This is a genomic window from Serratia sp. NGAS9 (assembly GCF_009905295.1).
Classification (GTDB): Bacteria; Pseudomonadota; Gammaproteobacteria; order Enterobacterales; family Enterobacteriaceae; genus Serratia; species Serratia bockelmannii.
In genome coordinates this window covers 3,799,295-3,821,865 of sequence record NZ_CP047605.1, presented here as the reverse complement: position 1 = coordinate 3,821,865, position 22,571 = coordinate 3,799,295, and the positions used below count along the sequence as shown (strand labels likewise).

The 22,571-nt window shown below is 58.4% G+C and carries 29 protein-coding genes and 1 pseudogene; 14 read left to right on the top strand and 16 right to left on the bottom strand.

The window, feature by feature from the left end:
* Positions 1-141 precede the first annotated feature (141 nt).
* The 3 genes and pseudogenes from GUC32_RS18275 to GUC32_RS18265 form a co-directional block, all read left to right on the top strand.
* Positions 142-231: pseudogene (locus GUC32_RS18275) on the top strand (DUF596 domain-containing protein); the annotation flags it as partial.
* A 37-nt stretch (positions 232-268) separates the two neighbouring features.
* Entirely contained in the window at positions 269-550 is a 282-nt protein-coding gene (locus tag GUC32_RS18270) for a DUF637 domain-containing protein (protein WP_060448087.1), read from the top strand.
* 270 nt (positions 551-820) lie between these two features.
* Positions 821-1,087: a hypothetical protein gene (locus GUC32_RS18265; RefSeq protein WP_060434423.1), complete on the top strand. Its 267-nt coding sequence runs from the start codon at positions 821-823 to the stop codon at positions 1,085-1,087.
* 120 nt (positions 1,088-1,207) lie between these two features.
* On the opposite strand, the gene GUC32_RS18260 is transcribed toward GUC32_RS18265, so the two are convergent.
* The 4 genes from GUC32_RS18260 to purM all read right to left on the bottom strand — a co-directional run bounded on the left by GUC32_RS18260 (position 1,208) and on the right by purM (position 3,966).
* Positions 1,208-1,423 (bottom strand): hypothetical protein, encoded by a 216-nt coding sequence (locus GUC32_RS18260; protein WP_043140451.1) that lies wholly within the window; start codon positions 1,421-1,423, stop codon positions 1,208-1,210.
* Positions 1,424-1,625: 202 nt separating this feature from the next.
* On the bottom strand, positions 1,626-2,177 hold the full coding sequence (speG, locus tag GUC32_RS18255; RefSeq protein WP_004941631.1) for a spermidine N1-acetyltransferase: 552 nt from the start codon (positions 2,175-2,177) through the stop codon (positions 1,626-1,628).
* Between the two features lie 113 nt (positions 2,178-2,290).
* Positions 2,291-2,929, bottom strand: a complete 639-nt coding sequence (gene purN / locus GUC32_RS18250) for a phosphoribosylglycinamide formyltransferase (RefSeq protein ID WP_021504400.1) — start codon at positions 2,927-2,929, stop codon at positions 2,291-2,293.
* A complete protein-coding gene (gene purM, locus GUC32_RS18245; protein ID WP_016926726.1) occupies positions 2,929-3,966 on the bottom strand; it encodes a phosphoribosylformylglycinamidine cyclo-ligase in 1,038 nt (345 codons plus the stop codon). The genes purN and purM overlap by 1 nt, the downstream gene beginning before the upstream one ends.
* Before the next feature lie 255 nt (positions 3,967-4,221).
* On the opposite strand from purM, the gene upp reads away from it, so the two are divergent.
* Together upp and uraA are read left to right on the top strand one after the other, a co-directional pair.
* Positions 4,222-4,848, top strand: a complete 627-nt coding sequence (upp, locus tag GUC32_RS18240; RefSeq protein WP_004941642.1) for a uracil phosphoribosyltransferase — start codon at positions 4,222-4,224, stop codon at positions 4,846-4,848.
* Between the two features lie 76 nt (positions 4,849-4,924).
* Positions 4,925-6,214, top strand: a complete 1,290-nt coding sequence (gene uraA, locus GUC32_RS18235; RefSeq protein ID WP_016926727.1) for a uracil permease — start codon at positions 4,925-4,927, stop codon at positions 6,212-6,214.
* A gap of 47 nt (positions 6,215-6,261) precedes the next feature.
* Here the strand turns inward: uraA and GUC32_RS18230 are convergent, their stop codons facing one another.
* On the bottom strand, positions 6,262-6,510 hold the full coding sequence (locus tag GUC32_RS18230) for a GlsB/YeaQ/YmgE family stress response membrane protein (protein ID WP_016926728.1): 249 nt from the start codon (positions 6,508-6,510) through the stop codon (positions 6,262-6,264).
* Between the two features lie 33 nt (positions 6,511-6,543).
* Positions 6,544-7,059: a hypothetical protein gene (locus GUC32_RS18225; protein ID WP_016926729.1), complete on the bottom strand. Its 516-nt coding sequence runs from the start codon at positions 7,057-7,059 to the stop codon at positions 6,544-6,546.
* Between the two features lie 272 nt (positions 7,060-7,331).
* Between GUC32_RS18225 and hda the strand changes: the two genes are divergently transcribed.
* Positions 7,332-8,033 carry a DnaA inactivator Hda gene (gene hda / locus GUC32_RS18220; RefSeq protein WP_025159568.1) on the top strand — a complete coding sequence of 234 codons (702 nt, stop codon included), beginning with the start codon at positions 7,332-7,334 and terminating at the stop codon, positions 8,031-8,033.
* 7 nt (positions 8,034-8,040) lie between these two features.
* Here hda and GUC32_RS18215 read toward each other — a convergent pair whose 3' ends face one another.
* From GUC32_RS18215 to GUC32_RS18200, 4 genes are all read right to left on the bottom strand, one after another.
* The gene (locus tag GUC32_RS18215; protein ID WP_369435365.1) at positions 8,041-8,586 is read right to left on the bottom strand and encodes a helix-turn-helix transcriptional regulator; all 546 of its coding nucleotides are present in this window, start codon (positions 8,584-8,586) and stop codon (positions 8,041-8,043) included.
* Between the two features lie 13 nt (positions 8,587-8,599).
* On the bottom strand, positions 8,600-8,830 hold the full coding sequence (locus GUC32_RS18210; RefSeq protein ID WP_369435364.1) for a hypothetical protein: 231 nt from the start codon (positions 8,828-8,830) through the stop codon (positions 8,600-8,602).
* Between the two features lie 200 nt (positions 8,831-9,030).
* Positions 9,031-9,384 carry an arsenate reductase (glutaredoxin) gene (gene arsC / locus GUC32_RS18205; RefSeq protein ID WP_351165786.1) on the bottom strand — a complete coding sequence of 118 codons (354 nt, stop codon included), beginning with the start codon at positions 9,382-9,384 and terminating at the stop codon, positions 9,031-9,033.
* A gap of 20 nt (positions 9,385-9,404) precedes the next feature.
* Positions 9,405-10,874, bottom strand: coding sequence for a M48 family metallopeptidase (locus GUC32_RS18200; RefSeq protein WP_025303839.1), 1,470 nt, complete (start codon positions 10,872-10,874; stop codon positions 9,405-9,407).
* 340 nt (positions 10,875-11,214) lie between these two features.
* On the opposite strand from GUC32_RS18200, the gene GUC32_RS18195 reads away from it, so the two are divergent.
* The gene (locus GUC32_RS18195) at positions 11,215-11,754 is read left to right on the top strand and encodes an Rrf2 family transcriptional regulator (protein ID WP_025303838.1); all 540 of its coding nucleotides are present in this window, start codon (positions 11,215-11,217) and stop codon (positions 11,752-11,754) included.
* 160 nt (positions 11,755-11,914) lie between these two features.
* On the top strand, positions 11,915-13,123 hold the full coding sequence (locus GUC32_RS18190; RefSeq protein ID WP_025303837.1) for an NAD(P)/FAD-dependent oxidoreductase: 1,209 nt from the start codon (positions 11,915-11,917) through the stop codon (positions 13,121-13,123).
* Between the two features lie 36 nt (positions 13,124-13,159).
* On the opposite strand, the gene GUC32_RS18185 is transcribed toward GUC32_RS18190, so the two are convergent.
* Complete coding sequence (locus GUC32_RS18185) at positions 13,160-13,621, bottom strand: Lrp/AsnC family transcriptional regulator (RefSeq protein WP_019452433.1); 462 nt, start codon at positions 13,619-13,621, stop codon at positions 13,160-13,162.
* Between the two features lie 193 nt (positions 13,622-13,814).
* Here GUC32_RS18185 and GUC32_RS18180 point away from each other — a divergent pair, with 193 nt between their 5' ends.
* Entirely contained in the window at positions 13,815-14,432 is a 618-nt protein-coding gene (locus GUC32_RS18180) for a LysE family translocator (RefSeq protein WP_025303836.1), read from the top strand.
* 2 nt (positions 14,433-14,434) lie between these two features.
* Here the strand turns inward: GUC32_RS18180 and GUC32_RS18175 are convergent, their stop codons facing one another.
* On the bottom strand, positions 14,435-14,887 hold the full coding sequence (locus tag GUC32_RS18175; RefSeq protein WP_060448084.1) for a GNAT family N-acetyltransferase: 453 nt from the start codon (positions 14,885-14,887) through the stop codon (positions 14,435-14,437).
* A gap of 43 nt (positions 14,888-14,930) precedes the next feature.
* Positions 14,931-15,533: a helix-turn-helix domain-containing protein gene (locus GUC32_RS18170; protein WP_043140438.1), complete on the bottom strand. Its 603-nt coding sequence runs from the start codon at positions 15,531-15,533 to the stop codon at positions 14,931-14,933.
* A gap of 43 nt (positions 15,534-15,576) precedes the next feature.
* On the opposite strand from GUC32_RS18170, the gene GUC32_RS18165 reads away from it, so the two are divergent.
* The gene (locus GUC32_RS18165; RefSeq protein WP_025303833.1) at positions 15,577-16,269 is read left to right on the top strand and encodes a B3/4 domain-containing protein; all 693 of its coding nucleotides are present in this window, start codon (positions 15,577-15,579) and stop codon (positions 16,267-16,269) included.
* Between the two features lie 6 nt (positions 16,270-16,275).
* Here the strand turns inward: GUC32_RS18165 and GUC32_RS18160 are convergent, their stop codons facing one another.
* Positions 16,276-16,491 (bottom strand): hypothetical protein, encoded by a 216-nt coding sequence (locus GUC32_RS18160; RefSeq protein WP_025303832.1) that lies wholly within the window; start codon positions 16,489-16,491, stop codon positions 16,276-16,278.
* 852 nt (positions 16,492-17,343) lie between these two features.
* Here GUC32_RS18160 and GUC32_RS18155 point away from each other — a divergent pair.
* Positions 17,344-18,420 (top strand): AI-2E family transporter, encoded by a 1,077-nt coding sequence (locus GUC32_RS18155; protein ID WP_025303831.1) that lies wholly within the window; start codon positions 17,344-17,346, stop codon positions 18,418-18,420.
* 44 nt (positions 18,421-18,464) lie between these two features.
* Here GUC32_RS18155 and bcp read toward each other — a convergent pair whose 3' ends face one another.
* A complete protein-coding gene (gene bcp / locus GUC32_RS18150) occupies positions 18,465-18,929 on the bottom strand; it encodes a thioredoxin-dependent thiol peroxidase (protein ID WP_025303830.1) in 465 nt (154 codons plus the stop codon).
* Positions 18,930-18,931: 2 nt separating this feature from the next.
* Positions 18,932-19,501: a glycine cleavage system transcriptional repressor gene (locus GUC32_RS18145; protein WP_197832440.1), complete on the bottom strand. Its 570-nt coding sequence runs from the start codon at positions 19,499-19,501 to the stop codon at positions 18,932-18,934.
* Between the two features lie 146 nt (positions 19,502-19,647).
* Between GUC32_RS18145 and dapA the strand changes: the two genes are divergently transcribed.
* The 3 genes from dapA (at position 19,648) to purC (ending at position 22,482) form a co-directional block, all read left to right on the top strand.
* Positions 19,648-20,529, top strand: a complete 882-nt coding sequence (dapA, locus tag GUC32_RS18140) for a 4-hydroxy-tetrahydrodipicolinate synthase (protein ID WP_033644005.1) — start codon at positions 19,648-19,650, stop codon at positions 20,527-20,529.
* 16 nt (positions 20,530-20,545) lie between these two features.
* A complete protein-coding gene (bamC, locus tag GUC32_RS18135; protein WP_197832441.1) occupies positions 20,546-21,598 on the top strand; it encodes an outer membrane protein assembly factor BamC in 1,053 nt (350 codons plus the stop codon).
* A 170-nt stretch (positions 21,599-21,768) separates the two neighbouring features.
* Positions 21,769-22,482, top strand: a complete 714-nt coding sequence (gene purC / locus GUC32_RS18130; RefSeq protein ID WP_019453889.1) for a phosphoribosylaminoimidazolesuccinocarboxamide synthase — start codon at positions 21,769-21,771, stop codon at positions 22,480-22,482.
* Positions 22,483-22,571: the final 89 nt, after the last annotated feature.

Below are 22,571 nucleotides of genomic sequence, written 5' to 3'. Positions count from 1 at the left end.
TCCCTCTAGTTGCCCAAGCTAACTCCGCGAAAAGTACCGCTCGTTGGATTGTTGATATTATTGGTAACGAAAGCCTAGAGGTTCTGCAAGGAAAGGTTAAAAAGAGAATTGAAATAAAGTTTCGATGAGGACTCCACATGCGAAGCCTTCGACGGATTCTGGTTTCTGACAGAGGAATGCCCCGGCGGTATCGTCTGGATCCATGACAGCGGCTATGAAGATTGGACTTGATCTGCACACAGAAATGGCTCCTCGGAGCCGTTTTCTCTTGATTTTGTATGCCATACAAACGCCGATAGGCGCGGCGGGCAAACCGCTTAACCCGAACAACGTCAAACTGCCGCAGCTGAGCAATGGCTACTGGAGCAAGATTGCGCAGCGCGTGGCCGGCCAGTCGGTCATCAGCTCGAGCCTCAACACCACCATCAACGGCGGCAGCTTCAAAGACAACCTGACCAATGCGCTGCTGGCGAACATCGGCAGCCAGGTTCAGGCCGAGGGAGCTAATTTGATTGCGGATAACGGTCAGGTTCTCGATAAAAACAGTTGATGGACATCAATATGCACGTATAGGTGATCGTCTTTACTCTCAACATGCCGTTGACCGAATGTAAGCAACAAGCTTAGGCTCCTCGGCAGGAACCATTGGACCTGGAAAAACCGTTTCGTCCAATATAGTTGAGTATGTAATTAAAATAGGTGTTACTGAAACAAGCATATCTAATGATATTCAAAGGACAATTTATCGGGTTGGTGACATTGGTGTGGTTACTGAAAACCATGGTAACATAATAATCACAATCCTTCGCAGGAGTGAAAAATGAGTGGGTGGATTTATCCCGATGTAATTAAAAAGCTTAGTTTTTCCTGTGTGGCCTTTTTAGAAGGAAAACTACCTGTGGCTGAAATTCAATCAGAAATAAATAACGCAGGTGACAGTATTGTAGCGATAGAGGAAAAATGGTTACGACAGATGCTACTTGATGCGGAAAGCGACATTGAGCTTTTAATCTTCACTATTGACAATGAAAAATTGACAGCAGCTGTCAAACCTATCGTGCAGAATATTATCAAGGCAATAAGTTAGGACATGGATTAACCCCCTATTTCCGCAACATGCTATGCATCATAAAATAGGCACCTGATACCGTTTATGAAGGCTGTTGACCCACGTATGGAAACGGCTCTTCGGAGCCGTTTTCTGTTTTTAACGTCCCCGCCCCGAAACCCGCAACACTACCCCCACCAGCAGCAACGCAGCCCCTGAGGCATAGAGCGGGAACCAACGCGTCCACCAGAGTGAGGAAAACAGCGGGGTGCTATTGGGATCTGCGGAGGCGTAGCCGCTATAGGTATTCAGGCCGGCGGCGATGGCGAGCATCGCCAGGCCGATAAAAAGCAGCAGGTTTGAGACGGTCGTCATGGCATTTTTCCTTTGTAGAGGCAGAGGGTAACTCTTATTATCACTATTAATTATTGTTCGATTAATTATCTTGGGAAATATTATTTATTTTCGTATTCATCAGGCTATTTCCTGACGATAAAATAATATGCCTTAATACTAGCTGCTTATTTCCCAAGAGAAAACCCGCCTGGGCGGGTTTTCTCTTTTTTCTCGCGAATTGTCACTTCACCAGCGGCTTATCATTGGGCGTTTTGAACTTCGCCAGGTATTGCGGCTGGAAGATGCACATGCGCAGCACGGTGCGGTATTCGCCGTTGACGAAGAACTCGTCGATCAGTTCGCCTTCCACGTTGAAGCCCAGCTTGCTGTAGATGTGGATCGCCTTCGGGTTCTCCTTGTCGACGATCAGGTACAGCTTGTACAGGTTCAGCACCGAGAAACCGTAGTCCATCGCCAGACGGGCGGCGGTGCTGGCGTAGCCTTTGCCCTGGTGGGCAGGATCGATGATGATCTGGAACTCAGCGCGGCGGTGGATGTGATCGATCTCCACCAGCTCTACCAGGCCGACCTTGGCGCCTTCGTGCTCGATGATAAAGCGGCGCTCACTCTGATCGTGGATGTGTTTGTCGTAGAGATCGGAAAGCTCGACAAAGGCTTCGTAGGGTTCTTCAAACCAATAGCGCATGACGCTGGCGTTGTTGTCCATCTGGTGGACGAACGACAGATCGTCCCGTTCCAATGGGCGTAACCTGACGCTGGCAGTGCTGGACATGTGGGCTCCTCTGTGCCGTGAAATTGTGCAAAGTATAACTTCACAGAATGGATGAAGGCGAAAAAAAACGGCGCCGCGTGGGCGCCGTTTAGGCAAGGTTCAGGCTGCGCGCATCAGTCGGCGGCGTGACCCTGCTCAGGCAGGCGTTCGCCGTCCAGCCAGGCGGCGCCATCGCGCATCGCCAGGCGACCGTCGACGAACCAGCTCACCACCAGCGGATAGATCGTGTGTTCTTGGGTTTGCACCCGTTCAACCACGTCATCCTCTTCGTCGTCAGCGAAAATCGGCACCTTGGCCTGTAAAATCACCGGGCCGCCGTCGAGCTGTTCGGTCACGAAGTGCACCGAGGTGCCGTGTTCGCTGTCGCCGTTGTCGATGGCCTGACGGTGGGTATGCAGACCCGGGTATTTCGGCAGCAGGGAAGGGTGGATGTTCAGCATGCGGCCGGCATAACGCTGCACGAACTGCGGGCTGAGGATGCGCATGTAGCCGGCCAGCACCACCAGATCGGGCTGGTGCTGGTCGATGGCGTCCGCCAACGCGGCGTCGAACGCCGTGCGATCGGCGTAGGCCTTGGCATCCAGCGCCTGGGCGGCGATGCCCGCCGCTTCGGCGCGTTGCAGGCCATAAGCCTGCGCCTTGTTGCTGAACACCGCCACGATTTCAGCGGCGATGCGGCCCTGCTGGCAGGCGTCAATCAGCGCCTGGAGATTGCTCCCCTGGCCGGAGACCAACACCACGATCTTTTTCATCAGTTGATGACCACTTGTTGTTCGTCGGAAGAGGCGGTCAGTTTACCGATTTTCCACGCTTTTTCACCTGCCGCGGTCAGCAGCGCGATGGCCGCTTCCACTTCGGCTTCCGGCAGGGCGATGACCATGCCTACGCCGCAGTTGAAGGTGCGATACATTTCATGACGGCTGACGTTACCGGCCTGCTGCAGCCAGGTGAACACCGCCGGCCACTGCCAGCTGGCTTCGTCGATCACCGCCTGCATGCCTTCCGGCAGCACGCGCGGAATGTTTTCCCAGAAGCCGCCGCCGGTGAGGTGAGCGATGGCGTGGACGTCAACCTTCTCGATCAGCTCCAGCACGGACTTCACGTAAATTTTGGTCGGCGCCAGCAGGTGGTCGGCCAGCGGCTTGCCTTCCAACTGAGTGGCGGTCGGATCGGTGTTGCTCACTTCCAGGATTTTGCGCACCAGCGAGTAGCCGTTGGAGTGTGGGCCGGAAGCGCCCAGGGCGATCAGCGCGTCGCCGGACTGCACTTTGCTGCCGTCGATGATCTCGGATTTTTCGACCACGCCGACGCAGAAACCGGCCACGTCGTAGTCTTCGCCGTGGTACATGCCCGGCATTTCAGCGGTTTCGCCGCCCACCAGCGCACAGCCAGACTGTTTGCAGCCCTCGGCGATGCCGGTGATCACGCTGGCCGCGGTGTCCACGTCCAGCTTGCCGGTCGCGTAGTAGTCGAGGAAGAACAGTGGCTCGGCGCCCTGAACCACCAGATCGTTGACGCACATCGCCACCAGATCGATGCCGATGGTGTCGTGGCGTTTCAGATCCATCGCCAGACGCAGCTTGGTGCCCACGCCGTCGGTACCGGAAACCAGCACCGGCTCGCGGTATTTCTGCGGCAACGCACACAGGGCGCCAAACCCGCCCAGACCGCCCATCACTTCCGGGCGACGGGTCTGTTTAACTACACCTTTGATGCGATCTACCAATGCGTTGCCTGCATCGATATCGACACCTGCGTCTTTATAGCTGAGAGAGGTTTTGTCGGTCACTGCGCGATTCCCCACGACGATTTGCGGTTTGAAAACTGTGCTTCCGATGTTGATTCCGGAATAAGGCGCGGCAATTCTAACAGCGCAGGCAAACGTTTGCGAGCGGCTTGTGAACCGGCTCCGCTTTTTCGTCATCTATACTGATATTCAAACTTTTGTTGATCCCGATCGGGCTATTGTGGGTGGCGCGGCGAAAAAAAGGAGGTATAATCCCGCGATTTTTTTGGCCGCAACCACCTTAATAGGAGAAAAATGATGAAGATCGTTGAGGTGAAACACCCGCTGGTAAAACACAAGCTTGGCCTGATGCGTGAAAATGACATCAGCACCAAACGCTTCCGTGAGCTGGCCTCAGAAGTGGGTAGTTTACTGACCTATGAAGCGACCGCCGATCTGGAGACGGAAAAAGTCACCATCGAAGGCTGGTGCGGGCCAGTTGAAGTGGATCAGATCAAAGGGAAAAAGATTACCGTAGTGCCAATCCTGCGCGCAGGTCTGGGCATGATGGAAGGGGTGCTGGAGCACGTGCCGAGCGCGCGCATCAGCGTGGTGGGCGTATACCGCGACGAAGAAACCCTGGAGCCGGTGCCGTACTTCCAGAAGCTGGTTTCCAACATCGAAGAGCGCATGGCGTTGGTCGTCGACCCGATGCTGGCCACCGGCGGTTCGATGATCGCCACTATCGATCTGCTGAAGAAAGCCGGCTGCCACAGCATCAAGGTGCTGGTCCTGGTCGCAGCGCCGGAAGGCATCGCCGCGCTGGAGAAAGCGCATCCGGACGTTGAGCTGTACACCGCCTCCATCGATCAGTGTCTGAACGACAAGGGCTACATCGTGCCTGGCCTGGGCGATGCGGGCGACAAGATATTTGGTACTAAGTAAACATTTGAGCCGACTTAACGAGTCGGCTTTTTTTTGACTAAAACCTATAAAACCAATAAACCGAGGAAAAGCACACATGACCCGTCGCGCCATCGGCGTCAGCGAGCGCCCGCCGCTGCTCCAGACCATTCCGCTCAGCTTCCAGCACCTGTTCGCCATGTTCGGCGCCACCGTGCTGGTGCCTATCCTGTTCAAGATCAACCCGGCGACCGTGCTGTTGTTCAACGGCATAGGCACGCTGCTGTATCTGTTCATCTGTAAAGGCAAGATCCCGGCCTACCTCGGCTCCAGCTTCGCGTTTATCTCGCCGGTGCTGCTGCTGTTGCCGCTCGGTTACGAAGTGGCGTTGGGCGGTTTCATCATGTGCGGCGTGCTGTTCTGCCTGGTGGCGCTGATCGTGAAAAAGGCCGGCACCGGCTGGCTGGACGTGATGTTCCCGCCGGCGGCGATGGGGGCGATCGTCGCCGTCATCGGGCTGGAGCTGGCGGGCGTAGCGGCCAACATGGCGGGGCTGCTGCCGGCGGAAGGCACCAGCGCCGACTCGACCACCATCACCATTTCGCTGGTGACGCTGGCGGTCACGGTGCTCGGTTCAGTGCTGTTCCGCGGCTTCCTGGCGATTATCCCGATCCTGATCGGCGTGCTGGTGGGCTATGCGCTGTCGTTCTTCATGGGCGTGGTGGATTTGACCCCGATCCGCGAGGCGCACTGGTTCGCGCTGCCGACCTTCTACACCCCGCGCTTTGAGTGGTTCGCCATCTTCACCATTCTGCCGGCGGCGCTGGTGGTGATCGCCGAGCACGTCGGCCACCTGGTGGTGACCGCCAACATCGTGAAAAAAGACCTGATCCGCGATCCGGGCCTGCACCGCTCGATGTTCGCAAATGGCATCTCGACGGTGTTCTCCGGCTTCTTCGGCTCCACGCCGAACACCACCTATGGCGAGAACATCGGCGTGATGGCCATCACCAAGGTCTACAGCACCTGGGTGATCGGCGGTGCGGCGGTGCTGGCGATCCTGTTGTCCTGCATCGGTAAGCTGGCGGCGGCGATCCAGGCGGTGCCGGTGCCGGTGATGGGCGGCGTTTCCCTGCTGCTGTACGGTGTGATCGGCGCTTCGGGCATTCGCGTGCTGATCGAATCCAAAGTGGATTATAACAAAGCGCAGAACCTGATTTTAACCTCGGTGATCCTGATCATCGGCGTGAGCGGCGCCAAGGTGCACATCGGCGCGGCGGAGCTGAAAGGCATGGCGCTGGCGACCATCGTGGGGATCGGCCTGAGCCTGCTGTTCAAGGTCATCAGCCTGTTCCGCAAGGAAGAAGAGGTGCTTGACGCGCCGGACGAATCGGCGGAGCAGAAGTAACGAAAAGGGCAGCCCAGGGGCTGCCCTTTTGACTTATGGCATTCGCCTTAGCTGCGAATTTTGCGGTACACGAACAGCACCACGATGGCGCCGATAACCGCCACCACGAAGCTGCCGAAGTTGAAGCCGTCAACCTTGCCGTAGCCGAAGAAGGTGCTGATATAGCCGCCGACCACGGCGCCGATGATCCCCAGCACGACGGTCAGAATAAAGCCGCCGCCGTCTTTGCCGGGCATGATCCACTTAGCCAAAATACCGGCGATCAGGCCGAAGATAATCCAGGAAATAATCCCCATTTACTGCTCCTTTCTTTGGTGGCTGAGAATAGCTTACTGCTGGGTGGCCGGCTGAGTATTGCCGTTCACCGCCGCATCGGTCTCTTGTTTCAACTCTTGCGCTTTGTTTTCGGCGCTGTTCTTGATGGCTTCGGTCTTCGCCTTGGCCTGCTCGGTCAGATCGTTGGCGCCGTTGATGGCGTCGTTTTTGATGGCCTTGGCCTGATCCACCAACTGCTGGCTCTGTTTACCTGCGTCGTCTTTGATCGCGGCGGCTTTGGCCTTGGCGTCGTTGGTGATGGCGTCCGCCTGCTTGGCGGCGTCTTCTTTAATCGCCGAAGCTTTGTCTTTCAGCTGATCCGCCTGAGTGGCGGCCTCTTTTTTGATTTCATCCGCCGTCGCTTTCGCTTTGTCCGTCAGATCGTCCGCTTTTTTCTGGGCGGCGTCTTTCATCTGCTCGGCGCTGTCTTTGGCTTTATCCAGGTTGGCGTCAACCTTGGACGAGTCATCACAGCCGGCAACCAACAACCCGATAAAGGAGGCCAACAGCACTTTATTCCATACTTTCATCGTCTATATCCTTGCAGAAACCTTGTTGATGGTGATTGCATTTAGCCTACCTATACTAGGTCAGATTTTACTTAAATTACAAATTTAACCTGCGCAGGCATGGAGTTAGGGAATGATATCGGATAATTCTTGCCTCGACGGGTGCCGCCGCCGATCAAGCGGCGCTTAGGCATTGTTCACTATTGCGGCATAAGATCCTGCCGGTTCAACAGCGCCCGTTTTCTGTGTTAAACTGCCCACGTTTTTCTGCCAGTTTTGGTTGAGGTGCTTCTCTGAATACGCCGGCACAGCTTTCACTGCCACTTTATCTTCCCGATGATGAAACTTTCGCCAGTTTTTATCCGGGCGAGAACCCATCCCTATTAGCCGCGATCCAATCCGCCGTCCGTCAGGAACATGGCAGCTATATCTATTTCTGGTCGCGTGAAGGCGGCGGGCGCAGCCACCTGCTGCATGCGGCCTGCGCCGAGCTTTCGCAGAAAGGCGAAGCGGTGGGCTATGTGCCGCTCGACAAGCGCGCTTACTTCGTGCCTGAAGTGTTGGACGGCATGGAGCAGCTGGCGCTGGTCTGCATCGACAATATCGAATGCATCGCCGGCGACGAAGAGTGGGAGATGGCGATCTTCAACCTCTACAACCGCATCCTGGAAACCGGCCGCACCCGGTTGTTCATCACCGGGGATCGCCCGCCGCGTCAGCTGAACCTGCGTTTGCCGGATCTGGCTTCGCGCCTGGACTGGGGGCAGATCTACAAGCTGCAGCCGCTGTCGGACGAAGAGAAACTGCTGGCGCTGCAGCTGCGCGGCAAACTGCGCGGCTTCGAGCTGCCGGAAGACGTGGGCCGCTTCCTGTTGAAACGGCTGGATCGCGAGATGCGCACGCTGTTTATGACTCTCGATCAGCTCGATCGCGCCTCGATCACCGCCCAGCGCAAGCTGACCATCCCGTTCGTTAAAGAGATCCTGGGGCTGTAACGAGCCATCAAGCCTGTTTTTCTGCATGTTCCAGCAGGGTGCAATAATGCTCAACCTGCTGGCGTTGCCGATCGCTTCGCAGTTGCAAAGCGAGATTGATGTATTCCAGACACTGCGCATTGTCTGCAAGCCGTGGGTCGATTTTCCCCTGCTGTGCCAACCAGGCCGCCACGTCAGCCCAACGCCATAGCGGTGAGGCTCCGCCGAGCCGTTGAATGGGGGAAGGGAAGCCGCCGGGGCCGCGAGTCCTGTCTTTTAGCATGGCGATCGCCTGACGTGACAGTTCAGTGAGCTCGGCAATATCGCTTAACCCTACCAGGCTGGAGTCCACCGATATCACCTTGGCGCTAATAGTTGCAGACTCGATATCGCTGATGGCGCTGCAAATCGCGTGCGCAAAGTTATCGCTTTCTCGATCGAATTCCAGGTAAACGGCTTTACCGTAGAAACAGATCAGCGCGTCATCGCATCCCGCCGCATACAGCGCATCCTCCAGCCCGGCGGTATCGGCAGTGACCCCGCCCAGCGTCAATGCGAAATGATAAAGCGTCATGGTGATTCTCCGGTTATTTTTTCTGCGACCGCGCCAGGCAGTGATCGACCTTGCGCCGAATCTGTTTGGCATGTACCTCTGGGTTTTTTGGCGTGCTCCAGATGCTCACCATATGTTCTTGGTGCCCGACAAAGGCGCAATGTAGCCGACCAAATGCGTGCCCCTTACTGGGCCGAAAATACCAACCCTGAGAAAGGGCGTAAGCTAATGCCGCCTGAATGTGCTTGCCTGGGTGTTTTTTCATCGCTCGTCCAGTGATGCGCTCAGGGTAGGTGGGGTGTTGACGATTGTCAACGGCTGTTTCACCGAGAGATTTGGCGTTTGCGCAGCATAGCAGTAGAAGAAGACTGGTATGATGAAAAGTATTTATATAACAAACAATTAAAAATAGCCCTGTTCAGGGCTATTGGTATTTTGCGGTTCAATAACAGACTTTCCGGACGATTACAAAATCTCCAGCACCTGCTCCGGCGGTCGGCCGATGCGCGCCTTGCTGCCTTTTACCACGATCGGGCGTTCGATCAGTTTCGGGTTCGTCGTCATTGCCGCCAGCAGCTGCTCTTCGCTCAGGCTGTCGTCCGCCAGCTTCAATTCCTTGTACAGATCTTCTTTTTTGCGCATCAGCTCGCGCGCGGATGTGAAGCCCAGTTCCTTCAACAGCTTTTTCAGCTCATCGACCGTAGGGGGCGTTTCGAGGTACAGCACCACCTTGGGAGCGACGCCGTGCTGTTCCAGCAGCGCCAGGGTTTCACGGCTCTTGGAGCAGCGCGGGTTGTGGTAAATCGTGACGTTTTTCATGACGTTCATTCCTTGTTGAATCAGCTGCGTTGGTATTGGCGGAAGCGCTGTTGCAGTTGGCGCAGCTGGTCGATGCGCGCATCGTAGCGCGCCTGTTTTAGGCTGCCGAGTTTTTGCAGCGAGCTGGCATTGCTGAGCAGGCCGATGGCCTGATCGAGCCGGCCGTTCAGCGCCAGGCTTTCGGCACGGGCCGACAGCTCTTCATCGCGCAGCCCTTGTGCGGCGCTGGCCTGCGCCAGCAGATCCCAGCCGTTCGGATCGTCCGGATGGGCAAAGGTGTAGCGGTTCAGGATCTTCGACGCCTGCGCCGGCTGGTTGCCTTCGACATAGGCGTTGGCCAGGTTGAGCTGCAGCACCGGATTGTTGCTTTGGGCGGCGTTGGCCGCCTGCAGGCGGGCGATGGCCTGCGGCGCGCGTTTCTGGCCGAGATCGATGTCGGTCATCAGGTCGATCAGCCAGACGTTTTTCGCATCCTGCGCCAGCATCGGTTGAATGATATTGCGCGCGTCGTCGTATTTTTTCGCTTCATAGAACAGGATGGCGCGGCCGTATTTGGCGGCCGCCTGTTCGCGCACGTTGCCCTTGCTGAGCGAGCCGAGCAGTTCTTCGTTCAGGCCATAGCCTTCCGAACTGTACATGCCCAGTGCGCGCACTTTGGCCATCAGGTAATCCTGCGAGGACTGCACGATGTGTTTCGGCATCTGGTTGGCGCGGTTGCGTGCGTCGGAGAGGCGGCTGTCCGGCAACGGGTGCGTTAGCAGCATTTCCGGCGGTTTGGAGGCGTAGCGCGACTGATCCGAGAGTTTCTGCAGGAAGTCGGGCATCGCTTCCGGATCGAAACCGGCGCGCTGCAGCACCTGAATGCCGATGCGATCGGCTTCCTGTTCGTTCGATTGGGTAAAGCTGATCATGCCTTGCTGGGTGCCGGCCATGGTGCCGCTCAGCGCCGCCATGCCCATGGTCGGGTTGGCCATCGCCAGCAGGATGGAACCAAGCGCGCCCACCCAGGTCAACGGGGCGTTGCGCTGCTGATCTTCCATGGCGCGCGCCAGGTGGCGCTGGGTGACGTGCGAGATTTCGTGCGCTAGCACCGAAGCCAGCTGGCTTTCGTTGTCGCTGACGCGGAACAGGGCGGAATGCAGCACCACGTTGCCGCCGAAGAAGGCGAAGGCGTTGATTTCGTCGTTGCGCACCAGATAGAAATGGAACGGCGTGCGCACCGAATAGGCGCTGGCCACCAGCCGGTTGCCCAGCTGATTGATGTATTGGATTAGCAGCGGATCGTTGATCAGCGGGGCGCTGGCGCGCAGTTGGCGCACGTAAAAATCGCCCATCGCCAGTTCTTGTCCGATGCTCAGGGTGCCGCCGGCGGAGGTGCCCATATCCGGCAACTGGTCCTGGCTTTCCGCCTGTGCTGGCGCCAGGGCGGTGGCGTTCAGCGTGCCGAGCAGCAGCACCGCTAACGCGGTTTTGGTCAACCGGTTGGTCATAGTCAGGCGTTTCCCTTAAATAATCATTTCTAAGACGTCAGCAGCAGACAAGAGTTCTTTATTCCCACGGCGCAATCCGCGTGAAAGTGCGGCGGCTCACAAACCGCGGCGGCGGTGCCCATCACATCATAGTCAGCCGTTGGCAACAAGGAAACGTTAGCCGGGCGCGAATCGGGCAAAAAAGTTTTATTTTTCATTTCGAAGGGCGTTTTCTGCGTCGCCGGTGGCCTGCATTGTCAATAAAACACGGACAAAGTTGATCCGCGTTTTATTGACAAGATAAACGCAGACTCATATAGTCTGCGTTATTGAAGATTCATTGACGGTTGAAAACGGACATATGGCGTACATCACAACCAGCGTTGAATATGGCATCCACTGCCTGCTGTGGCTGGTCGGCGATAACCAGCGGGCGCTCAGCAGCCGCGAACTCGCCGAGTTGCAGGGCATCTCCCCCAGCTTTCTAGCCAAGATTTTCCCCAAGCTGGAAAAGGCGGGGATCGTCGCCGCCAGCGAAGGAGTGCGTGGCGGCTACCGGCTGGCGCGCCCGGCGGATGAGATCAGTTTTCTGGCGATCATCGACGCCATCGAAGGGCACAAGCCGCTGTTCGATTGCCAGGAGGTGCGCGGGCGCTGCGCGGTGTTCGATGACTCCCCGCCGGATTGGGCGGTCTCCGGCAAATGCGCTATCCATGCGGTGATGCTGCAGGCGGAGAAGGCGATGCGCGATGCGCTGGCGGCGCAGACTCTCGGTGCCGTCGCCGCCCGTTTTGGCCGCAAAGCGCCGCAAGGCTTCTTCGGCGAGGTCAACCTCTGGCTCGACGAGCGCATGACGGAACGCACCGCGCGCAGCGGCAAAACGGCGCGCGCCAAGACCTAACCACCGCCTTTCCTTAAAACGAAACACACTTTTTCCCGCCTCTTCGGAAGGGGCGGGCGGGCCTTCTGCACCCTGTTACGGGAGCGGGACGGCATCGTTCATCCGAAAAAACTGCGGGCAGCCTTGTCGCCCGGTTAACCCTGTATGAAGGAGTCATCCCATGACGCAGAAAATAGTGATTGCCGGTTCCGGTTTTGCCGGTTTTTGGGCCGCCGTGTCCGCCATGCGCGCCATTACCCTTGCCGGTAAGCATGACGATATCGAGGTGCTCATGGTTTCACCGACGCCAACCGTTACCATCCGGCCACGCCTGTATGAGGCCGTGCTGGAAAACATGAACCCGGACATTTCCGCGCAGCTCGCTGTCGTCGGTGTGCGCCACCTGGCCGGGACGGTAGAGCGTATCGATGCCGCTGCTAAAACGCTCACGGTGGCGCAGGCGACGGGGGAACCCCTTGAGTTGGCCTACGATCGTTTGGTGTGGGCCACCGGCAGCCGGCTGTCCGTGCCTGCGGTGCCGGGCTTTGCCGAATACGGCTTCAACGTCGATACGCTGGAAAGCGCACAGCGTTTGGGCGCCCATATCAACGCGCTGGCGGCCAAACCCTCGACGCCGGCGCGCAACACCGCCGTGGTGGTGGGCGCGGGGCTGACCGGGCTGGAGAGCGCGGCGGAGATGCCGCAGCGGCTGCGGGATGCGCTGGGCAAAGACGAGAACGTGCGCGTGGTGATCGTCGATACCGCCCCGGAAGTGGGCGCCGGGATGGGGGCGGAGCCGGGGGCGGTGATACGCCAGGCGTTGGCGGAGTGCGGCGTGGAAGCGCGGGCCGGCCTGCGCGTCTCGGCCATCGACGCCGAGGGGGTGATGCTGTCGAACGGTGAGCGCATCGCCGCCAACACGGTGATCCTGGCGGCGGGCGTGCGAGCGCATCCGCTGACCGAGCAGATCCCCGGCGAGCGCGACGGCAGCGGCCGGGTGATCGGCGACGCCTTCCTGCGCGCGCCGGCGGCGGCGGGCATTTTCGTGACCGGCGATACGGTGAAGGCGGCGACAGACGATCTCGGTAACCACAACCTGATGACCTGCCAGCATGCGCTGAGCCTTGGCCGCGTGGCCGGCCACAATGCGGCGGCGGAGCTGACGGGCTTGCCGGCGCACCCTTACAGCCAGCCGAAGTATGTGACCTGTCTGGATCTGGGCCCCTGGGGCGCGCTGTATACCGAAGGCTGGGAGCGCCAGGTGCGCTTTACCCGTGAGGAAGGCAAAAAGATTAAGCAGGAGATCAACACGCAGTGGATTTACCCACCGGCGGCGGATCGCGAGGCGCTGTTTGCCGTCGCCAATCCGGATTTCGTGATTGTGCCTTAAAGAAAAGAGAAAACGGGAGCGGTAACGCTCCCGTCGTCATTTGCCCAGCGGCAGGAACGAGCGCTCCGGCACCACGGTTTTCATCACCAGCGTGGAGCTCAGGCGCTGCACGCCCGGCAGAGCGGAGAGTTTCTCGTCGTAAAGCTGCTGGAAGGCGGGCAGATCGCGGGCGATCACGTGCAGCAGATAGTCGGGATCGCCAAACAGCCGCTGTGCCTGCACCACCTGCGGAATGTCCACCATGGCGTTTTCGAAGGTTTCAACGGCGCGGCGATCGCCTTCGCGCATGGTGACGAACACCAGGGCGGAAAAGTTATAGCCGAGGCTGCCGGGGTCGAGCTGGGCGCGGTAACCCCTGATCACCCCGGACTCCTCTAATGCCCGCACCCGGCGGTGGCAGGGAGACACGCTCAAACCGATCCGCTCGGCCAGCTCGGTTACCGACAAACGGCCATCGACCTGCAGTTCAGCAAGAATCTTGCGATCAATCTTATCCATTTGGAAAAATTTCCCTGCTTATGCCGATTTCAGGCAAGTAATTGAAAGCACATTTTAACGCCTTGAGGATATTCTTGCCATCTGTTGAACGGTTTTGACGGCCACCGCGGCAGGCGGAGGCCGTTCTTCTTCCACGAGGAAAGGCAATGGTTCTCTGTTTGGTGTGGCGTGGCGCGTCTGAGAGGGCGCCGGCATGACGCTCGCTCTGTTCGCCGCTTTTTGGGCGGTGTCGATTTTGTTGGTGATCACGCCGGGTATGGATTGGGCCTATGTGATCTCGGCGGGCATTCGCGGCCGGGTGGTGGTGCCCGCCGTCGCCGGCTTGCTGTTCGGCCATCTGCTGATGATTGCGATTGTGGTGGCGGGCGTCGGCGCGCTGCTGGTCGGCAACCCGCTGGCGCTGACGGCGCTCACCCTGTTGGGGGCGGCTTATCTGTTGTGGATCGGTTTCAACATGCTGCTGCACCCGCCAGTGCCCGGCGCCGGTGAAGATCAGCGTTCCGATTCCTGGCTGCGCTGGGCCGGCAAGGGCGTGTGCGTCAGCGGCTTGAACCCCAAGGTGTTTCTGCTGTTTCTGGCGCTGCTGCCGCAGTTTACCGACGCCCGAGCCGAATGGTCGGTGCCGATGCAGATGCTGGCGTTGGGCGTCGTGCATTTGATCAGCTGCGGCCTGGTGTATCTGCTGGTGGGATTCGGTTCGCAGTCGGTACTGCGCACGCGCCCGCAGGCTGCGAAGATAGTGGGGCGCATCTCCGGCGCGGCGATGATCGTCATCGCGCTCGGGCTGCTGGCCGAGCAGGCCCTGAAATAGCATTACCGTCGATAGATGTCCGGCCGGGCGATCTGCCAGACAAAGTCGGGGTGGTTGATGGCCGAATAGCCCACTTTCTCATAGAGCCAGGGGGCGGTGCTGGTGACCAGCATGATTCGCCTCAGCTTCGCCATCAGCGGATGGGCCTGGCAGCATTCCGCCAGCCACAGGCCCAGCCCGCTTTTTTGATGCGTCTCCAACACGTACACGTCGCACAGATAGCCGAAAGTGGCGTAATCGGTGACCAGCCGGGCGAAACCGATCTGCCTGGCCTCGTGATACAAACCGAAGCACAGGCTGTGGGTGAGGGACTGGCGAACGGTTTCTTTATCGATTCCCTCCGCCCATGACGAACGGGTCAGAAAAGCGTGGATGGCATCGAGATCAAGCAGGGCGGGATCGGTGCTGACGAGATAGTCCGCACGCTGCCAGACAAGTGCGGCAGGGGTTGTCATGATGATTCTTCTCCTGTGAAAGCGTTCAGGTCAGGGCCGCCGTTCAGGCGTGCAGTTCGGCGACCGTCATGGTGAAAATCAGCGTGTCTTCGCCCTCGTTGGCGTACCGGTGCGGGCCGTCCGTTCTGGCGACCGCCGAACAGCCCGGCGCAATTCTGAGCTTGGTTTGTTCGACGGCAAGGCTTAAGACGCCTTGCTCAACGTGCAGCAGCTCAAACGTGCCCGTCGGGTGGCCGCCCGATGCATAGGATTCCCCGGGCGCCATTTCCCACCGCCACAGTTCTATCATGTTCGGGCCTTGGGTGCCCGCCAGCAAACGGGCCGAACCGCCGCTATCGCCATGCCACAGCGTGGGAATATCTTGGCTTTCAATCAGGTAGGCGGCGGGCGCGCGGGTGACGTTGACGATGTCCGCCACCGAGAGACCCAGCGCCGCCGCGAGCTTGCACAGGATGGCGATGCTGGGATTGGCGGCGCCTTTCTCGATCTCCACCAGCATGCCCTTGCTGACGCCCGCCCGGCGCGACAGTTCGTCCAGCGATAGCTTTTGGCTTTTTCTCTGTTGCTTGATGCGATGTGACACCGCTTCGCTGACGGTTTGCACGTCGGCGCCAAACTCGGTCGGTCTGTTGACTTTTTTGTTCATCGGTCAATATTATGCAATAAAATGGTCAATATAGGATTATTTAATGATTTTAGTCGATCCGTCAATCGATCCGGCCGTCGCTGCGCTGGCACCCGGTTTCCGGGCGTTGAGCATTACCGCGGTTGCGGCTCCCATAGCCCATCCGGACGTGGGGGCGTTAGCGTTGGCGCAAGCCTGTCGCGCCCTCGGCGAGGAAGACGCACCCTGGGCAGAGGCGCATCTCACGGCCTGGCGCGAGGTTTTCATGCAGTTTGGCGCCAAACCCAAGCGTACGCCCTGTTCCGCCGACGCCCTGCGCAAGCGCGCGCTGCGCGACGGCACGATGCCCAGCATCGATCCGGTCGTCGATCTCTATAACGCCGTCAGCATCCGTTATGCGGTGCCGGTGGGGGGCGAGAATATCGCGGCCTATGTCGGCGAGCCGCGGCTGATCGTCGCGGATGGCAGCGAACTGTTCGATACCGTCAAGGAGGGGGCGGTGATCCATGAATCGCCGGAGGTGGGCGAAGTTGTTTGGTGCGACGATCGCGGCGTGACCTGCCGCCGCTGGAACTGGCGCCAGGGGGTCAGAACCCGGTTGAGCGCCGAGGCCGAGCGGATGTGGTTCATCCTGGAGAGCCTGCCGGCGATGCCGTTGGCGGCGCTGCACGAGGCGGGCGACGAATTGATTGCCGGTTTACGGCAAATGATGCCCGGCGTCACGGTAGAGCAACGGCTCATCGGCTGCGCCTCGTAACGGGTGTCAGCACTGGCGGCGGACCAAACCGGTGATCAAATCCAGCGCGTCGTCCGCCGCCGCGATTTCGCTTTCGCTGAGCGCTTGCCGTTCGATGAAGCTCTCGATCGCTTCCAACAGGGAGAAGACGCTGATTTCATCCCCTATCTTCACGACTTCGCAAACGCCACGCCCGATCGCCAGACAGATGGCTTCATCAAATTCACACGGTTTGCTGTTCATCTTTCCCCCTACGGCGTTTGGGATGATATCGGCCATGCTACCGGTTTTTTCCCGACGGCTGTCTGATGAAAATCCCATTTTTTCGTTGATGCTGACTGGCGCACGACCGCGGGCATTGGCGAAATTCTGATTTCCTCACCGTGGTCAAATTTCCCTTGTGACCACCGTGCCGGCGCGGTATTGTCGCCAAATGACGACAATACCGCCTCATTGTCCGCATAAAAAATTCATGACGTTATCATCCCTTCATCCCGCTGCCGTGCGGGATTTTTTTATGAGGTTTATCTCAAAGTGCGGATAACCTCGACGCGATCGCTTGCCATGCTCTGAGAATAATCCTAGCTTGAAATAGTCATTTAGGGTTAGCAATCCCTCATGACCTCCTTGTAACACTTGATGCACCAGAACGTTTTCTCCCCCGCTGCGGCGGGGGTTTTTAATGACGTGCATCAGAAAAGGCCGCAACGCAAGAACCGACAGAGTTCGTGACGATAACCAGTTTAAGTATCAGGGGACGGGACTATGAAAAATGATCTGGCGGCGGCGATCGCGATTGGCTGTGTGTTGTTGTTCGCATTGGCAGTCGGTTCGCCCCTTTCTATCGGTACCTCGCTGTAATCTTCCGCGGCCCCGTTCGGGGCCGCTCACCGAACCTGTCGCCGCGTCTGCGGATTTTTGCGCCGATCGCCTGCCCGCGCGATAAAATCAGCCAAATCGCTGTTGATGTATGGTGAACTTTGAGTACTCTGAGTGCTTTGCACACCTCGCGTGCGCCCGTTCTATCTATGCTTTAATCAGGCCCATCACAGGAATCGCCATGCCCGCCCGCCAAATCTCGAGGAGCCCGCTCTGATGCTGGAGATGTTATTACAGTGGTACCGCCGCCGCTTCACCGATCCGCAGGCTATCGCGCTGCTGGTGATCCTGGTCGCCGGGTTCCTCATTCTCTATTTTCTGCACGGCATTCTGACCCCGTTGCTGGTCGCCATCGTGCTGGCGTACCTGCTGGAGTGGCCGACCGCGCGCCTGCAGCGCATCGGCTGTTCGCGCACCTGGGCGGCGAGCATCATGCTGTTGGTGTTCGCGGGCGTTGCCATGCTGCTGGTGTTTGTCGTCGCGCCGACCGCTTGGCAGCAGGGCATCAATCTGATGAGCGATCTGCCGGGCATGCTCAACCAGTTCTATAACTTCGCCGCGACGCTGCCGAAGCGTTATCCAGCGCTGGTGGATGCCGGCATCATCGACATGATGGCGGAAAACCTGCGCAGCCGGCTGTCCGGCATGGGCGAATCGGTGGTGAAATTCTCGCTGGCGTCGCTGGTCGGCCTGCTGACGTTGGCTATCTACCTGATCCTGGTGCCGATGATGATGTTCTTCCTGCTGAAGGACAAAGATCAACTGTTGAACGCGGTGCGCCGCGTGCTGCCGCGCAATCGCGGCCTGGCGGGGCAGGTCTGGAACGAAATGAATCAGCAGATCACCAACTATATCCGCGGCAAGGTGCTGGAGATGGTGATTGTCGGTGTGGCGACCTACCTGGTGTTCGCCGTGCTGGACATGCGCTACTCGCTGCTGCTGGCGGTGCTGGTGGGCTTTTCGGTGCTGATCCCCTACATCGGCGCGGTGCTGGTCACCATACCGGTGGTGGTGGTGGCGCTGTTCCAGTGGGGCGTCGGCGCCGATTTCTGGACGCTGATCGTCGCCTATCTGGTGGTACAGGGGTTGGACGGCAACCTGTTGGTGCCCATTTTGTTCTCCGAAGCGGTCAACCTGCATCCGCTAGTGATTATCCTGGCGGTGATCGTGTTCGGCGGGATGTGGGGCTTTTGGGGCGTGTTTTTCGCCATACCGCTGGCGACGCTGGTGAAGGCGGTGATTCACGCCTGGCCCGATGAACTGCGGGTCGAGGTGGAAGACAAGGCCGGCTGACAGGGAAGAAACGAAGCGCAGCAGGCCGCTGCGCTTCGTGAGAATTACTGCTGCAGGTAGCTCAGAACGATGTCGTGGTGATTGGTGGTTTTGAAATCATCAAACACTTTTTCAATCTTGCCGTTGGCGTCGATCAGGAAGCTGATGCGGTGAATACCGTCGTAGGTCTTGCCCATGAAGGTTTTCTCGCCCCACACGCCAAACTGTTGCGATACCTGATGATCTTCATCAGACAACAGCGTGAAGTTGAGCAGCTCCTTTTCGGCGAAGCGCGACAGTTTTTCCGGTTTGTCGGTGCTGATGCCCAGCACTTCGACGCCGACCTTTTTCAATTCGTCCATGTTGTCCCGCAGGCCGCAGGCTTGCACGGTGCAGCCCGGCGTCATCGCCTTCGGATAGAAATAGACCAATACTCGCTGTCCCTGGAAGTCGGCCAAATTAATTTCCTCACCGTCCTGGTCAGGCAAACTAAATTTCGGCGCTGTGTCACCGGCTTTCAATGGGCTCATCACTACTCTCCATCTTTCTCATCATGCTGTGGATAGTTCACCACGCTAATACTGCCTTGCGCGTTCAATTCTGTACATAGGCGATGGAAGGCTTGCTCAATATTTGAGGCATCCCGATCGCCGGAGCTGTGGGCGGTGATTTGGATATACAGCTGCGGTGGCAGGTCGCCGTCCGCCGGCTGCGTGCGCGAGACCAGCTCGGCGATATTCATCTGGCTGGAGTCGAACAAATCGGTAAAGCGTTCGATGATATGCGGCGAGTCCTTGACTTCCACCTGCACCCATACCGTGGCCGGCATCGGCGGCCTTTCGTGCGAGTTTGTGCGCTTCATCACGATCAGCAGATCCAGCTCCGCGCCTTTTTGCGGCAGGGTGGATTCGATCAGGGTGATGGCGTTCCAGCTGCCGGACAGCAGCATGATGAACGTGAACTCCTCCCCCAGCATGGCCAGACGGCTATCTTCGATATTGCATCCGCAACTGCTGACGTGGCGGGTGATGGTATTGACGATTCCGGGGCGGTCGACGCCGAGCGCGGTAATCACGAGATAGTGTTCGTCTGACTGAGGCAAAATAGCGCTTCCTGTCGTGCTTATTGGGGTTACCATGGTAAACATAAAAAAAACCGCCTGCCAAGCGCTTACAACGCGGTTGTGCGCTTGCTTTTGGATAGGCAGCAAAAGTACCATGAGTGACTTGTTTGTGGAGGGGACGGCCAATGTTTACGGGAAGTATTGTTGCACTGGTTACGCCGATGGACGACAAAGGTGCTGTCGATCGCGCGAGCCTGAAAAAATTGATCGATTATCATGTAGCCAGTGGCACCGCGGCGATCGTTTCCGTAGGGACCACCGGCGAGTCCGCAACGCTTGCCCATGACGAGCACGTTGACGTGGTGCTGCAGACGCTGGAGCTGGCCGACGGCCGCATCCCGGTGATCGCCGGCACTGGCGCCAACGCTACCGCCGAAGCCATCGCGCTCACCACCCGCTTCGCCAACACCGGCGTGGTGGGGTGTCTGACGGTGACGCCGTACTACAATAAGCCGACGCAGGAAGGGCTGTATCAGCACTTCAAGGCGATCGCCGAGAGCACCGAGCTGCCGCAGATCCTGTACAACGTGCCTTCGCGCACCGGTTGCGACATGCTGCCGCCGACCATCGCTCGGCTGGCGAAAATCAAGAATATTGTTGCTGTAAAAGAAGCGACGGGGAACTTAAGTCGCGTTAGTCAGATCCAAGTGCTGGTTGACGATGAAGATTTCATTTTGCTGAGCGGCGACGACGCCAGCGGGCTGGACTTCATGCAACTGGGCGGCAAAGGGGTGATTTCCGTGACGGCCAACGTGGCCGCGCGCGAGATGGCGGAACTTTGCGCGCTGGCGGCGCAGGGCAAGTTTGCCGAAGCGCGCCGCTTAAATCAGCGCTTGATGCCGTTGCATCAGGATCTATTTGTAGAAGCAAACCCAATTCCGGTGAAGTGGGCCTGTAAGGCGTTGGGATTGATGGCAACCGATACGCTGCGTCTGCCGATGACGCCGTTGAGTGAAACCGCCCGCCCGGTGGTGGAGCGCGCGCTGAAAAGCGTCGGTTTGCTGTAACTCTAAGGGAAATTTGATGGCTTATTCATTGCAAAAGTCGACGGTAGCAAAAGTAGTGGGCATCTCTTTGGTGATGATGCTGGCAGCCTGCAGCAGCGATCAGCGCTACAAGCGCCAGGTCAGCGGCGACGAGGCCTACCTCGACGCGGCTCCGCTCAAGGCGCTGAACGCGCCGTCCGGCATGATCCTGCCGGTGCAGAGCGGCAACTATGACGTTCCCGCCACGAAGCTGCAAGGCAACGTCGGCAAGCAGCTGGACATTCGTCCGCCGGTGCAGCCGTTGGCGCTGCTGAGCGGTTCACGTGCGCAATACGCCGGCGACAGCGGCACGCTGCTGCTGGAAAACAGCCCGCAGAACCAGAACCTGTGGTCGCGCGTCGTCAGCCTGCTGCAGGCGAAGAACATCGCGATCGCTTCCCGCCAGGACGCCGGTCAGACCCTGACCACCGACTGGGTGAAGTGGAACCGTCTGGACGAAGACAACCAGTACGAAGGCCGTTATCAGATCAGCGTGCAGCAGCAGGGCTACCAGCAGGCGCTGGTGGTGAAAAGCGTTGGCCTGCAGCAGCAGGGCAAGAGCGAGCAGGTGACCGACCAATCTGAGATTCAGCGCTACAACGGCATGATGATCAACACCCTGATCGAAGGCCTGGACAAGCAGGACAACCTGGCGAGCAGCCAGACCGCCAGCCGCTTCGGCACACTGGACGTGCAGAGCGGCGCCGATGACACCGGCCTGCCGATGCTGGTCGTGCGTGGCCCGTACACCGTTGTGTGGGATCGCCTGCCGCCGGCGCTCGAAAAACTGGGGATGAAAGTGGGTGACCGCAGCCGTCCGCAGGGCACCGTCGCCGTGACCTACAAGTCCCTGAGCAGCAGCGATTGGGATGCGTTGGGCGTTAAGGATCCTGAACTGGCGGAAGGGGATTACAAGCTGCAGGTCGGCGATCTCAACAACCGCACCAGCCTGCAATTCATCGATCCGAAAGGCAAACCGCTCACCCAGTCGAAAAACGATGCACTGGTGGCGGCATTCCAGTCTGCCTTCAGTAAAACCAGCGTTAACTAATCAAAAAGGGGCCTCGGCCCCTTTTTGTTTTGTCTATACGGTATCGTTTGCGTCGCAGGTTTGGCACAATAGTGTCCGGCACGCCAAAGAATTCATTAGGTCAATTCTATACCCCCTAATTTCGGGCCGCGCTCGGGAGACAACGGGGATACATCACTGGAGTAAGTAAGATGCAAAAGCTAGCTGAGCTGTATCGCGGAAAGGCAAAAACCGTTTACACCACCGAGAATCCCGATCTGTTGGTGTTGGAGTTCCGCAACGATACGTCAGCACTGGATGGTCAGCGCATTGAGCAGTTCGATCGCAAAGGCATGGTGAACAACAAGTTCAACCATTTCATCATGAGCAAACTGGAAGAAGCCGGCATCCCGACCCAGATGGAGCGTCTGCTGTCCGACAACGAAGTGCTGGTGAAGAAGCTGGACATGGTGCCGGTGGAATGCGTGATCCGCAACCGCGCCGCCGGTTCGCTGGTGAAGCGTCTGGGCATCGAAGAAGGTCTGGTGCTGAACCCGCCGCTGTTCGATCTGTTCCTGAAAAACGACGCCATGCACGATCCGATGGTGAACGAATCCTACTGCGAAACCTTCGGCTGGGTGAGCAAGGAACATCTGGCGCGCATGCGTGAGCTGAGCTACCGCGCCAACGAGGTCTTGACCCAGCTGTTCGATGACGCCGGCCTGATCCTGGTCGACTTCAAGCTGGAGTTCGGCCTGTTCAACGGCGAAGTGGTGCTGGGCGATGAGTTTTCGCCGGACGGCAGCCGCCTGTGGGACAAAAACACCCTGGACAAGATGGACAAAGACCGTTTCCGTCAAAGCCTGGGCGGCCTGATCGAAGCCTACGAAGAAGTGGCGCGCCGCATCGGCGTGAAGCTCGACTAAGCGTTGGCACCGCCATTCGGGGCGATCCGGCCGGATCGTCCCGCTATTCTGCGTTTTTCCAGAAAATTTCTACATTTCCTCCGCGGCAG